Annotated in this window: 12 protein-coding genes and 2 other RNA genes; 6 read left to right on the top strand and 8 right to left on the bottom strand. The window is 66.2% G+C overall.

The window, feature by feature from the left end; translation table 11 throughout:
- Positions 1-533 precede the first annotated feature (533 nt).
- A complete protein-coding gene (locus ACD584_RS03330) occupies positions 534-1472 on the bottom strand; it encodes an oxygenase MpaB family protein (protein ID WP_011038755.1) in 939 nt (312 codons plus the stop codon).
- 245 nt (positions 1473-1717) lie between these two features.
- Here ACD584_RS03330 and ACD584_RS03325 point away from each other — a divergent pair, with 245 nt between their 5' ends.
- Positions 1718-2389 carry a hypothetical protein gene (locus ACD584_RS03325; RefSeq protein ID WP_011038756.1) on the top strand — a complete coding sequence of 224 codons (672 nt, stop codon included), beginning with the start codon at positions 1718-1720 and terminating at the stop codon, positions 2387-2389.
- 177 nt (positions 2390-2566) lie between these two features.
- Here ACD584_RS03325 and ACD584_RS03320 read toward each other — a convergent pair whose 3' ends face one another.
- From ACD584_RS03320 to ACD584_RS03305, 4 genes are all read right to left on the bottom strand, one after another.
- Positions 2567-4162, bottom strand: coding sequence for an APC family permease (locus tag ACD584_RS03320; protein ID WP_011038757.1), 1596 nt, complete (start codon positions 4160-4162; stop codon positions 2567-2569).
- A gap of 189 nt (positions 4163-4351) precedes the next feature.
- On the bottom strand, positions 4352-4720 hold the full coding sequence (locus ACD584_RS03315) for a hypothetical protein (protein WP_070691653.1): 369 nt from the start codon (positions 4718-4720) through the stop codon (positions 4352-4354).
- A gap of 51 nt (positions 4721-4771) precedes the next feature.
- Complete coding sequence (locus tag ACD584_RS03310; RefSeq protein ID WP_011038759.1) at positions 4772-5548, bottom strand: LytTR family DNA-binding domain-containing protein; 777 nt, start codon at positions 5546-5548, stop codon at positions 4772-4774.
- Positions 5545-6855: a sensor histidine kinase gene (locus tag ACD584_RS03305; RefSeq protein ID WP_070691649.1), complete on the bottom strand. Its 1311-nt coding sequence runs from the start codon at positions 6853-6855 to the stop codon at positions 5545-5547. The genes ACD584_RS03310 and ACD584_RS03305 overlap by 4 nt, the downstream gene beginning before the upstream one ends.
- 191 nt (positions 6856-7046) lie before the next feature.
- Here ACD584_RS03305 and ACD584_RS03300 point away from each other — a divergent pair, with 191 nt between their 5' ends.
- On the top strand, positions 7047-8264 hold the full coding sequence (locus tag ACD584_RS03300) for an FAD-dependent oxidoreductase (protein ID WP_076036508.1): 1218 nt from the start codon (positions 7047-7049) through the stop codon (positions 8262-8264).
- Between the two features lie 4 nt (positions 8265-8268).
- Here ACD584_RS03300 and ACD584_RS03295 read toward each other — a convergent pair.
- From ACD584_RS03295 to ACD584_RS03285, 3 genes are all read right to left on the bottom strand, one after another.
- Positions 8269-8343: non-coding RNA, sX9 sRNA (locus ACD584_RS03295), on the bottom strand.
- Positions 8344-8420: 77 nt separating this feature from the next.
- Positions 8421-8495, bottom strand: a non-coding RNA gene (locus tag ACD584_RS03290) — sX9 sRNA.
- A 70-nt stretch (positions 8496-8565) separates the two neighbouring features.
- Positions 8566-8757 (bottom strand): hypothetical protein, encoded by a 192-nt coding sequence (locus ACD584_RS03285; protein ID WP_014506459.1) that lies wholly within the window; start codon positions 8755-8757, stop codon positions 8566-8568.
- 280 nt (positions 8758-9037) lie between these two features.
- Between ACD584_RS03285 and ACD584_RS03280 the strand changes: the two genes are divergently transcribed.
- From ACD584_RS03280 to ACD584_RS03265, 4 genes are all read left to right on the top strand, one after another.
- On the top strand, positions 9038-9589 hold the full coding sequence (locus ACD584_RS03280; protein ID WP_014506458.1) for an isochorismatase family cysteine hydrolase: 552 nt from the start codon (positions 9038-9040) through the stop codon (positions 9587-9589).
- Between the two features lie 137 nt (positions 9590-9726).
- Positions 9727-10242 carry a ferritin-like domain-containing protein gene (locus tag ACD584_RS03275; RefSeq protein ID WP_076036510.1) on the top strand — a complete coding sequence of 172 codons (516 nt, stop codon included), beginning with the start codon at positions 9727-9729 and terminating at the stop codon, positions 10240-10242.
- A 39-nt stretch (positions 10243-10281) separates the two neighbouring features.
- Positions 10282-10788: a ferritin-like domain-containing protein gene (locus tag ACD584_RS03270; protein ID WP_011038765.1), complete on the top strand. Its 507-nt coding sequence runs from the start codon at positions 10282-10284 to the stop codon at positions 10786-10788.
- Positions 10789-10925: 137 nt separating this feature from the next.
- Entirely contained in the window at positions 10926-11825 is a 900-nt protein-coding gene (locus ACD584_RS03265; protein ID WP_076036511.1) for a manganese catalase family protein, read from the top strand.
- The last annotated feature ends 50 nt before the right edge of the window (positions 11826-11875 follow it).

Raw genomic sequence — 11875 nt, 5'->3', positions numbered from 1 at the left:
TAGGAGCGCGCTCGCGCGCGATGGGGCGTTATCGAGAACGCCTAAACCGTTGAGAACACCCGCGCAGCTACTACGCTGCAACTGCAAAGCCTGCTTACGCAGCGCCACCTCACGCTTTCACCGCCGGACTTCACCAGCGCGCCTCACCCGTAGGAGCGCGCTCGCGCGCGATGGGCGTTACCGAGAACGCCTAAACCGTTGAGAACACCCGCGCAGCCACTCCGCTGCAACTGCAAAGCCTGCGTACCGTGATGCCGTGCAATAGCAGATTGTTCGCAATGCCGCTGCGATTGCGACGCACAGCGAAGTCCAGGGCTTTAAAGCTGACGTAACAAGGCGTGCGTACGCCATCGCGGCAAGCAGCCTTGCAGGCCTACGCAGTGCTCGCCCGGTGCCTGCACAGAAGTGAACGGCCGGCGTGTGATCGGTAAGGCCCATCGCGCGCGAGCGCGCTCCTACGGGAGGCGCGTTCGTATGGATGCGCGCCGGCGCGAAAGTCCGTGACGATGAAACGTGATACGACGCGCCTGCGTCTATGCGACCGCCACAGCGTCATCGGGCCACTGCAACAACACCGCAGACGGCAGCTGCATGCGGCGGCAGGCTCGCGCAGACAGGCCGTCGCGCAGCGCGGTCCGGAACAGCGGCGACAGCCGGCGCAATAGACGCGCCGAGGCGCCGGCCTGGCGGCGCTGTATGCTGCTCAGCTGCAGCATGTCGCTGGCCCAGTCCGGCAGCAGGGCGTTGCCGGCGCCCAGGAATACCCCGCGCGACAAACGCGCTGCCGGCACCGGCAGCTGGATGCTGGTCAGCACCTCCAGCACCTCGCGCGAGCGCGCGTCCATGCGTAGCTCGCCGCGCACCTGGGCGAAGTACGCCGCCACCTGCGCTTCGCTGGCGGGTACATCGGTGGCGCCCAGGCCTTCGGCCACACGGCGCGCTTCGTCGTAGTAGCGGTCGGCGATGTGCGCCGGCACGTCGCGGCAATAGCGGCGGCAGCCCTGCAGGAAGCCGTAGGCTTCGGTCACGTGCACCCAGGTCAGCAGCGCCGGATCGTCGGCGCGGTACGCCACGCCGTCGGCGGTGTGGCCCACGATGTGGCTGTGGATGGCGCGGACGCGCGCGATCAACCGCTCGGCCTCGGCCTGCGGGGCATAGGTGGTGCCGGCAACAAAATTGGTGGTGCGGCGCAGCCGGCCGACCAGATCCGCACGGAAGTTGGAGTGGTCGTAGACCCCGGCCAGCGCGCGCGGGTGCAGCAGTTGCAACATCAGCGCGCATAGCCCCCCGGCGAGCATGCCGGGGAATTCCGCATGGATGCGCCAGGTGACGCTGTCGGGGCCGAACAGCCCGGCGTCGCCCAGTGGCTGATCGTATTCGATGCTGCTCTGGCCACGCGGGAAGGCATCCAGCACCCAGCGACGGATCTGTGCAGCGGCGGGGGCGGTGAGCGTACGCAGGACGGCAGACATGCGCGCAATGATACGCGGCTTCCCTGCAAGACCATGTCGCGATGGCTGCCGCTCACGCATCCTGTACTTCTGCCACGGCAGAGTCGGAACCGGCCAGGCATTCCTGCGCAGTGTGCAGTGCAGCACGACGGCAGGCGCCACCCGTGCCGCGCCGCACTAAACCGCCGTAAATCAGGCGTTTTGTGCGCGATGACGCAGGACGGCCCGGCCGGTGCAGGGCTCAGCCATTGCCAAGCCGCGTGAAAGTGCTAGAACTAGGGCATCTGGCACCTGCCAGTCGCAAGTCGCTCGTACCAGCCATCCGTCAGGAGCTCGTCATGATCGCATTGTTCAAAGGTTTGGGCCTGCTGCTGCAGGACAACGCACTCCACCGACTCCCGTTCGACGAGCAGGTTGCGCACTGGCGTGACAAGACCGACGCGCAACTCGACGAAGAGGTCGACCTGCTCAGCGTGGCAAAGAAACAGTGGGTGATCGCCTCGATCATCGGCTGGCAGACGGTTTCGCTGATCCTGCTGGGCGTGATCACCCACCAGCTCTGGCAGAACGATTACCACCTCACCTTCAGCCGCATCGTGATCATCTTCACCTCGTGGGCGTCGATCCTGTTCGTGATGTGGTACATCGCCGACCTGTTCGACCACAGCGCCGGTTTCGAGCGCTGGCTGCGCGCCTTCAACTCCCGCGCGCGCGTCACCCCCGATGCCGACACCGTGGAATGCGTGGCCGATGCGCTGGACATGGCGCGCCGCTACCCGGAAGTGCTGCGCTACAAGCAGGAAGTGACCTCCAAGCGCGAGCTGCGCCACGAAGACATCGTCAACATGCGCGAAATGGGCCGCCTGCGCCGCTATACCGAACTGCTACGCGACCTGGACCGGTTCGATGGCGCGCCACGGCTGGTGGTCAACGCCTGAGGCGCGCCGCGTGAGTGCAACGCCCACCTGCGTTGCACGAAAGACACCGCACCACACGCTCACGCAACACCCCCTTCAAAACAAAAGGCCAGTGCACGTGCACTGGCCTTTTGCGTTTCTCCATTCAGCGTGCAACCGCATGCGCATCACCGCACGGGTGCACCGCGGCACTGCCCCTCAGGCGCGCGCTACCGCCTGCTCCACCGACGGGGTGCGCCAGCCGCTGCGCACGCCCCAGATGTAGAACACCAGCCCCACTGCGGCGACCACCGCCAGGTCGGTGCCGTAGCTCAGGTAGCCATGGCCGCCGAAATCGGTACTGCCGGCCCAGGACAGCAGTGCCACGATCGGCAGATAGCACACCATCCACGCCGCGCCCTTGAGGTTGCGGCGCAGGTCCGGCCAGCCCTGCTTGGCCTGGTAGTAGCAGTACACCGGCAGCGCCACCACCATCAGCAGGATGATCTCGCCGGTCAGCGGCCAGCGCGCCCAGTACAGCAGCTCGGTGGCCATCACGAACGCCACGCCAGCCAGGATCGGCAGGAAGGCGATGCGCAGCGGGCGGTGCATGTCCGGTGCGTGGCGGCGCAGCGCCATCGCGCTGATCGGCCCGGTGAGGTAGGAAATGATCGTCGCCACCGAAATCACCGCCGCCAGCGTGCCCCAGCCGCGGAAGAAGAACAGGAACAGGTAGGACACCGCCAGGTTGAAGAACATCGCCATGCGCGGCACGCCCCACACCGGGTGCAGCTTGCCCAGCGCGGCCGGCAAGGTGCCGTTCTTTTCCATGCCGTAGACCATGCGCGCGGTGGTGGCGGTGTAGGTGATGCCGGTGCCGCTGGGGCTCACGAACGCATCGATGTACAGCAGCATTGCCAGCCAGTGCAGGTTGACGATGATGGCCAGCTCGGCAAACGGCGAACGGAAATCGATGCCGTGCCAGCCGGCCTTGGCCAGCAACTCCGGCGGCACCGCGCCGATGTAGGCCACCTGCAGGATCAGGTACACCACCGTGGCCAGCGCGATCGAGCCCAGCACCGCGAACGGAATGCTGCGCCCCGGGTTGCGCGCTTCGCCAGCCAGATTCACCGGGCTCTGGAAGCCATTGAAGCTGAACACGATGCCGGCGGTCGCCACCGCGGTGAGCACGGCGGCCAGGTCGATCACATGCGCATCGCCGTGGATGCCCACGCTGAAGTTTTCGCTATGGAAACCGCTGGCGATCAGCGCCACGCCGGTCGCTGCCGGCACCACCAGCTTGAACACGGTGATCAAGGTGTTGGAGCGCGCGAACAGCTTCACGCTCCAGAAGTTGAGCAGGAAATACACCAGCACCAGCACCGCCGAAATCAGCAGCCCCGGCACCGACAACTCGCCTGCCCCGCCGGGCGCCTGCACGTACAGGCTTTGCGCCCAGGGCCACGGCCAGGAGGCCATGTATTGCACGGATGCCTCGGCCTCGACCGGGATCACGGAGACGATGGCGATCCAGTTCGCCCAGCCGGCGATGAAGCCCACCAGCGAGCCGTGCGAGTAGTGGCTGTAGCGCACCATGCCGCCAGACTCTGGGAACATGGCACCGAGTTCGGCATACGACAGCGCGATGGTGGTGATGATGGCCGCGCCCAGGATCCAGGCCCAGATCGCGCCGGGGCCGGCCAGGCCGGCAGCGCGCCAGGCGCCGAACAACCAGCCGGAGCCGATGATCGAGCCGAGCCCGGTGAGCATGAGGGCGAAGGGGCCGACATCGCGGCGCAACGAGTGTTCGGACATGACAGGCCTGGCAGTAAGACGCCGTGCAACGGCAACAAGCCGGCAATTCTCGCAGATGCGGCCGCTTGCCGTCAGTGCGTATTCAGCAGGCGTGCGTAACGCGCTGCCGCATTGCTGCCGATGGTTTCGCAGTGGCAGGGCTGCTCAGGGCAACCGCTGCAGCGCGCGCGTGGCACATCGGCAGCACCATCAGCCGTGGCAATCCGCCCCGGGGGCGCTGATGTCCACACAGGTGTGCGCCTGCCCGCTCACGCCGCGTACGGCGCGCTCCTGGCCCGGCGCCAGGGTGAAGCGGTCCAGCGTCTGCCGGGCGCAGGCCGCAGCCTTGCCGGCGCCCGCCGCTGGGCCGGCGCACTGCTCCACGTACACCAGGTAATGGCATTGCCCGCTGCTGCTGGCCAGGCAATGCATGCTCAATTCGGTGGCGGTGGCCAGGGTCTTGCTGAAGAGCACATCGCGGCCCTCGCTGGTGGCGCGGGTAATGGACGTGGTGCCGTTACGTTCGTGGCAGCCGGCCAGGGCCAGCAGGCAATACACCAGGGAAGCGAGCAAGCGCATGGCGGCAATCCTTTCAGTCGATGCGGTACGGCGGAAGACGGGGTGCGGAGCTCACATGCCGCGAAACAGGCTCATGAAGGGCTGGCTCACGGTGAGCGTTTCGCTGCGGCCGCGGAGCGCCAGGCGGCCCTTGCCGCTGTCGTCGCGCACCACCGAGGCCACGGCTTTCATGTTGACGATGGTGGAGCGGTGGATCTGCTTGAACACGTGCGGGTCAAGCACGTCGAGCAACTCGCGCAGCGGCGTGCGCAAGATCGCCTCGCCGGCGGCGGTCATCACCGTGGTGTATTTCTGGTCGGCCTGGAAATAGGCCACCTCATCCAGGGCGATCAGCCGCGTTTCGCGGCCGCTGCTGGCAGTGAGCCAGGCCAGTGGCGGTGGCGCACTGGCCGCGGCCGGGCGTGCGGCTAGGCGCTGCAGCAGCGATTCCAGCATGGCGCCATCGGGCTGGCCGGCGGCGGCGCGTTGTTGCACGCGCTGCCAGGTGGCCTGCAGCCGCTCGCGGTTGATCGGTTTGAGCAGGTAGTCCACCGCGCCCTGCTCGAACGCATCGATGGCGTACTGGTCGTAGGCGGTGACAAACACCACCTGGGTGCGCGGGCTGACCTCACGCATCGCGCGTGCCACCTCGATTCCGGTGAGCCCGGGCATGCGGATGTCCAGGAACACCACATCCGGTTGCTGGGTGGCGATGGTGTCCAGCGCGCTGGCGCCGTCTTCGCATTCGGCCACCACCTGCAGCTGCGGGCACACCTCGGCCAGCAGCGCGAGCAGGGACTGCCGCAGCAGCGCTTCGTCTTCGGCGATCACCGCACGCAGCGCGCTCATGCCTGCACCTGCGTGTGTGCGGCGGCAGTGCTGGGCAGCGGCGGTGGCGCCGCGGCGGTAGATGCGGATGCGGGCGATGACACCGCCGGCAGCGGCAAGCTGATAGTGGCAGCCACGCCACTGGGGAAGTTGGACACGATGGCAAAGCTCGCCTTGCCGCCGTAGATCAGCTGCAGCCGCTCGCGCAGGTTCTTCAGGCCGATGCCGGTGCCGTGGCTGTGGTTGTTGAAGCCCTGGCCGTCGTCGGCCACGGTGAGGGTGACCTGGTCGTCCTGGCGACGCGCCAGGATCCATACCGTGCCACCGCCGGGCTTAGCTTCCAGCCCGTGCTTGATCGCGTTTTCCACCAGGGTCTGCAGCATCATCGACGGCAGCTGCAACGTGCGCAGTTCGTAGGGCACTTCCACCTGCAGCGCCAACCGCGTGCCCATGCGGATGCGCAGGATTTCCAGATAGGCCTGGGTGCGTTCGAGTTCTTCGCCCAGGGTGGCGATGGCACCGTCGGCGCTGGGCAGCGAGCTGCGCAGGTACTGGATCAGATGGCCGATCATGATGTCGGCGCGCGGCGGGTCGGTGCGCGCCAACACCTGCGCGCTGGCCAGCGTGTTGTAGAGAAAATGCGGCTCCACCTGCGCATGCAGCAGATTCAGGCGCGCCACCGCCAGCTCCTTTTCGATCACCGATTGTTCGGCTGCAGCCTGTTCGTCGCGGCGCTGCTCGCCGACCCGGCGCACCACCGCGCGATTGATCGCCTCGGCGTTTTCATAGTTGCTGCCCTCATCCACCGCGAACAGATCCACCCAGGCGCCGGCATCGGGCTCGCACAACAGCGTGACGCTGCTGGTGCCCTGCCCTGGGGTCACCGTCACCAGTACCTGGTTGCGCTTGATCGCAAAGCGCGCAAACAGATTCCAGCGCGAGGGCTGGCGCCCTTCGTACGGGTCGATGCGGCGCACCTTGGCACGGATCAGCAAGCTGCCCGGTGCAGGCTCCACCTCCTCCACGCGCGGCAGGGCGCGCACCGCATCTTCGACCACCGCAAAGGCGGCCTGCGCATCCAGCGGAATCTCGATCTGGCGGCGTTGCCGGCTCGACAAGGCATCGTGGTCCAGGCGCCCGGCAATCAAGCGCACCCGCCGCACATGCGTGATCGAACTCATCAAGGCCATCACCATCAGTACGATGCTGATTGACCCGAAGAACGAGCCTGCCGAGCCGAACAGCTGCGCCCACATGATGCCGGCCACGATCAGCGCGGCGGCCCAGGCAAACACGATGCGGACAATCAGGAACACGCTGGCGGACACGGCAGATGGCTCGGAGGGTGGACGCGGCGAGCATAGCCGGCACGCGGCGCGCGCAATGGCCCAGGCGACGAATGGGCGCAAACGCGCCCTCAATTGCTGGTTCGGCGGAGCAAACCCGCAGGCGCCGCGCGCGGACGGCGGCAGCCTGCGCGGTATGCTCGCCGCCTGCCGTCCACTGCACCGGGAGCCACATGCATCGTCGTCATTTCCTGCAAGGCAGCGCCGCCGTGCTCGCGCTCGCATCCAGCGGTGGCTGGGCGGCAACGCGTACCAGCCGCAACGCCTTGGTGATGCCATCGGCCCCTGGCGTGGCGCCAGCGCCTGCCGCGCAGCCGGTCGGGTTCGCTGCCACGCCGCCGCTGGCGCCGATCCGCGCATCGGTCGATCGCATCATTGCGGTGAATGGCTGCACCCGCCCGTTCCGCGCGCAGGGGCCACGGATCGAAGCCGAGCGCATCGGCCGCAAGACCGTGGTGCACAACTACGGCCATGGTGGCAGCGGCTGGTCGTTGTCGTGGGGTGCGGCCGAGCACGCCTTGCGGTTGGTGCGCAGCGCCGATGTCGATGTGCGCGAACTGGCAGTGATCGGCTGCGGTGCGATCGGCCTGACCACCGCGCTGGTAGCGCAACGCGCCGGCCTGCGCGTGCGCATCTACGCACGCGAGCAGCTGCCGGATGTGCGCTCGTTCTATGCCACCGGCGTGTGGTCGCCGGACTCGCGCGTGTGCACCAGCGCCGAGGCCACCGCGGCCTTCCGCACCCGCTGGGAGGAGATGGCGCGCATCTCGTTCCGGCGCTACCAGACCCTGCTCGGCCTGCCGGGCGAGCCGATCGAATGGCGCGATGGTTATGCCTTGTCGGACGTGCCGTTCGACCAACGCATCGCCTCGCCCGAAGCGCACGAGCCGGACTATCCACCGCTGGAACGCGACCTGCTCGGCGACCTGGGGCCGCACTCCGAACCGGTGGCCGCCGGCGCGCATCCGTTCCCGGTGCCGTTCGTGCGCCGTTACAGCCAGCTCACTTTCAACCTGAGCACCTACGCACGCTTGCTGATGGATGATTTTCTGCTTGCCGGCGGCGAGCTGCACACGCGCAGCTTCGACAGCCCGCGCCAGTTCGCCGACCTGCGCGAGAAGTGCGTGATCAATGCCACCGGCTACGGCGCGCGTGCGCTGCTGGGCGATGAAAGCGTCATTCCGATTCGTGGGCAGACCGCGCGGCTGATTCCGCAACCGGAGGTCACCTATGGGCTGGTGTGGCGCGGCCACAATCTCAACGTGGTGCCGCGTCGCGATGGCATCCTGGTGCAGTCGCAAGGCCCCAACGACTACAACAACGCCGATGGCGCGCCGGACCGCGCCGCATCGGAAGCGGCGGTACGCGAACTGGCGCGTCTGTTTGCCTAAGAGCTGCTAACAAAACATAGCGAGCAGTCGTCAGGTAGGTGCCGACAACGCGGAGTAACTGGCGTGTACGGGGGTACATGCCGATCCCGCGCAGCGGCCGCGTCCGCTTGGCGGCTGTGTAGTCGTTTTGATAGCTGCTCTAACGCCACTTAGAGCCGCTAACAACACGTAGCGAGCAGTCGTCAGGTGGGTGCGGACAGCGTGGAGTAACTGGAGTGTACGGGGGCACACGCCGATCCCGAGCAGCGGCCGCGCCCGCCTGGCGGCTGCGCAGTCGTTGTGATCGCTGCTCTAACGCCACTTAGCCCTGCAGCGACGCCTGCAGGGCACTGGCCAAGGCCGCATCGCCGCTGACCAGGTCTTCCCAGCGCAGCACCACGCCCTTGCGCTTGCCCTTCTCCACCAGCTTGAGCGTGTCCGGGTCGATGGTCAGCGTGTAGGTCTGCTCGCCGATGCGCAGTTCACGGCGCAGGGGTTTATCCAGTGGCGTCATTGCGGTGGTCCGTTGTGCAGGAAGCTCTGTTGTAGCGCACCGGCGAGCAGGCCGGTGCAGACGCCGCGTCGACGCCGCGTTCATTGCCGCTGTACGCAGCGTGCTTAGCCTCGTGCGTGACCACTGACGAGGAGGCTTGCATGCCGACATTCTTCTCTGCCAGCGCACTGACCCGCGGTCGCCGTGCCCCATGGCCATGCCCCGCCCCGCCACCTGCGCACCCCTGCAACAGGCGCATACGTCGGCCGGGCATGGTGGACCTTGCCGTCAGAGCACGCTCATGAGCACGCAGCGCTCTGCCCTGTTGATCGTGGACATGTTCAACCGCTTCGATTTCGATGGGGGCGAGCAACTCGCCCATCGCGCGCAAGGCGCCGCGCGCAGCATCGATGCACTGGCCCAGCGTTACCGGCAGGCACAACGGCCGGTGCTCTACGCCAATGACAACTTCGCCGACTGGCATGCAGACCTTCCCGCGTTGATCGCACTGGCCTCGCAGGCGGATGCGCGTGGCTGCGAGATCGCCCGCCTGCTCACACCGTATCCGCAGGATTACCAGTTGCTCAAGCCCAAGCACTCGGCGTTCTTGAACACGCCGCTGGCGCCGCTGCTGAAGGACCTGCAGGTGGAGCACCTGGTCATCACCGGCGTGGCGCTGGATGTCTGCGTGCTGGCGACCGCCATCGATGCCGCTGCGCATGGGTTCGCTGTGAGCGTGCCGCGCGATTGCGCCACCGCCGAAACCGACGTGCGCGAAACCTGCGCGCGCACGATTCTGCAAGACGGCTTCCACGCGGCGTTGGCGCGCTCTGCGTCGATCGAACCGGCGTGATGCATCGATGGGCCCCATCGCATTGCGCGGACTGAACAGGCCGCCATCGCACCGGGTTCACCGCATGCACCAATCGTCCTAACACTCGGCTGATTAGCGTAGGCACCACGCAACGACATGACCGCAGAGATCCAACGATGACGACGATGCAATCCAGGGAACGCTTGGTGAAGTGGCTGCAGGATGCATACGCCATGGAAAAAGAGGCCGAAACCATGATGGCCGCCATGGCATCGCGCATTGAGCACTACCCCGAACTCAAACGCCGCATCGAGCAGCACGTGCAGGAAACCCAGCAGCAGTCGGCAGGCGTGCAGCGTTGCCTCGAATTGCTCAACGGCAGCATCCCCACGGCCAAGGGCATGCTGAGCAGCCTGATGGCCAGCATGCATGCGGCCGGCAACTCGATGATGACCGATGAGGTCACCAAGGGCGTTGGCATCAGCTATGCCTTCGAGCATATGGAAATCGCCTCGTACCGCGCTCTGGTGGTTGCCGCACGCATTGCCGGCGAGCAGCAGGTTGCGCAGATCTGCGAAGACATCCTGCAACAGGAAATCGAGATGGCCGAATGGTTGATCGAGCACCAGGAAGCCATCGTCGTCGCGTTTCTTGAACGCGAACAACTGGAAGGCGTCACTGCCAAGCGTTGACCCACCCATCCCCTTAGTCCACCCCGAAAGGAGCCACTCATGGCGATCAAAACCGTTGAAGAATTGTTTGTCCACGAACTGTCCGACATCTACAGCGCCGAGAAGCAACTGACCAAGGCGTTGCCGCGTCTGGCCCGCGCCGCGACCGAGCCCAAGCTCAAGCAGGCCTTCGAAACGCATCTGGAAGAAACCCAGGGCCAGGTCGAACGTATCGACCAGGTGGTTGAACTGCTCAGCATCAAGCTCAAGCGCATCAAGTGCGCGGCGATGGAAGGCCTGGTCGAAGAGAGCCGTGAGGTCATCGACTCGATCGAAGCCGGCCCGGTGCGCGATGCGGCCCTGATCGGCGGCGCGCAGAAGGTGGAGCATTACGAGATTGCCTCGTACGGCACCATTGCCGCGCTCGCCAAGCAGCTCGGCTATGCCGATGCGTTGAAGCTGCTGCTGGAAACGCTGGAAGAAGAAAAAGCCACCGACGAAAAGCTCACCCTGCTCGCCGAACAGGGCGGCAACCAGAAAGCATCCCAGGCCAGCAAGGCGGCCTGATGTTCCGCGCGGGGCGGCCCTGCCCGCCCCGCGTTTCCTGCTGACCCCCAGCAGGTCTCCCTCCGCAAGCCAGCCCCGCGTCCTGTCCGCTCTTGCAGTGGCAGTTGTTGCCTGGCGCCAGTCATGGAGCGAAACCCATGTTCATGCATAACAAGCGTTTGATGTACACCGTTCGCGTTGCCGAGCCGAATCCGGATCTGGCCACGCTGATGCTCGAGCAGTTTGGCGGACCGCAAGGCGAGCTGGCTGCGGCCATGCGCTACTTCACCCAGGCGTTGGGCGAGGACGATCCGGGCCGCAAGGATCTTTTGTTCGATATCGCAACCGAAGAATTGAGCCACCTGGAAATCATCGGCTCGATCATTGCGATGCTCAACAAGGGCCCGAAGGCGGTGCTCTCCGAAGGCATGGAAGAAGCCATGGAGATGCGCAACATGACCCAGAACAGCACCAGCCATACGCAGCAGATTCTCTACGGTGGTGGCCCTGCGCTGGTCAATTCGGCCGGCGTGCCGTGGACGGCCGCGTACGTGGATTCCATCGGCTGCCCCACCGCCGACATGCGCTCGAACATCGCAGCCGAGGCACGCGCCAAGCTGGTCTACGAGCGCCTGATCAATGTGACCAACGATCCGGGCATTGTGGATGCACTGCGCTTTTTGATGACGCGTGAAGTGGCGCATCAGAAGTCGTTCGAGAAGGCGCTGTATTCGATCGAACCCAACTTCCCGCCGGGCAAGCTGCCAGGCGACCCGCACTTCACCGACAAGTACTACAACATGTCGCAGGGCGAAGGCGACATGGTCGGCCCGTGGAATGCCGGCGAGCAGTGGGAAGTCATTGCCGACCGCGAGCAGCAGGCCGCAGTGGATGGCGGCGACGGCCTGGCCACGGTGGCGCTTGATGCCACCCAGACCAAGGCGCTCGATGCGATGTCGCTGCGCCTGCTGTCCAACCCGGAGCTGGACCGCGTCACTGGCGCAGACCTTGGCGCCGGCCCGGGCGCCGGTTCCACGACCGGTGATATCCAGCGCTGATCCCACCGCGCAACCGCGCATGACTGCCCGGGCCGTTCGCGGCCCGGGCG

This window comes from Xanthomonas sp. NCPPB 2922 (assembly GCF_041520885.1).
GTDB classification, from domain to species: domain Bacteria; phylum Pseudomonadota; class Gammaproteobacteria; order Xanthomonadales; family Xanthomonadaceae; genus Xanthomonas; species Xanthomonas campestris.
The sequence above is the reverse complement of the archived record's forward strand: the minus strand, read 5'-3'. Positions and strand labels throughout refer to the sequence as shown.

Excerpts from the sequence above, each read along its gene's own strand:
- ACD584_RS03285 (WP_014506459.1), bottom strand. The coding sequence starts at position 8,757 with ATGACGCCACTGGATAAACCCCTGCGCCGTGAACTGCGCATCGGCGAG.
- ACD584_RS03310 (WP_011038759.1), bottom strand. The coding sequence starts at position 5,548 with ATGAGCGCGCTGCGTGCGGTGATCGCCGAAGACGAAGCGCTGCTGCGG.
- ACD584_RS03275 (WP_076036510.1), top strand. The coding sequence starts at position 9,727 with ATGACGACGATGCAATCCAGGGAACGCTTGGTGAAGTGGCTGCAGGAT.
- ACD584_RS03315 (WP_070691653.1), bottom strand. The coding sequence starts at position 4,720 with ATGCGCTTGCTCGCTTCCCTGGTGTATTGCCTGCTGGCCCTGGCCGGC.
- ACD584_RS03270 (WP_011038765.1), top strand. The coding sequence starts at position 10,282 with ATGGCGATCAAAACCGTTGAAGAATTGTTTGTCCACGAACTGTCCGAC.
- ACD584_RS03320 (WP_011038757.1), bottom strand. The coding sequence starts at position 4,162 with ATGTCCGAACACTCGTTGCGCCGCGATGTCGGCCCCTTCGCCCTCATG.
- ACD584_RS03300 (WP_076036508.1), top strand. The coding sequence starts at position 7,047 with ATGCATCGTCGTCATTTCCTGCAAGGCAGCGCCGCCGTGCTCGCGCTC.
- ACD584_RS03265 (WP_076036511.1), top strand. The coding sequence starts at position 10,926 with ATGTTCATGCATAACAAGCGTTTGATGTACACCGTTCGCGTTGCCGAG.
- ACD584_RS03330 (WP_011038755.1), bottom strand. The coding sequence starts at position 1,472 with ATGTCTGCCGTCCTGCGTACGCTCACCGCCCCCGCCGCTGCACAGATC.
- ACD584_RS03280 (WP_014506458.1), top strand. The coding sequence starts at position 9,038 with ATGAGCACGCAGCGCTCTGCCCTGTTGATCGTGGACATGTTCAACCGC.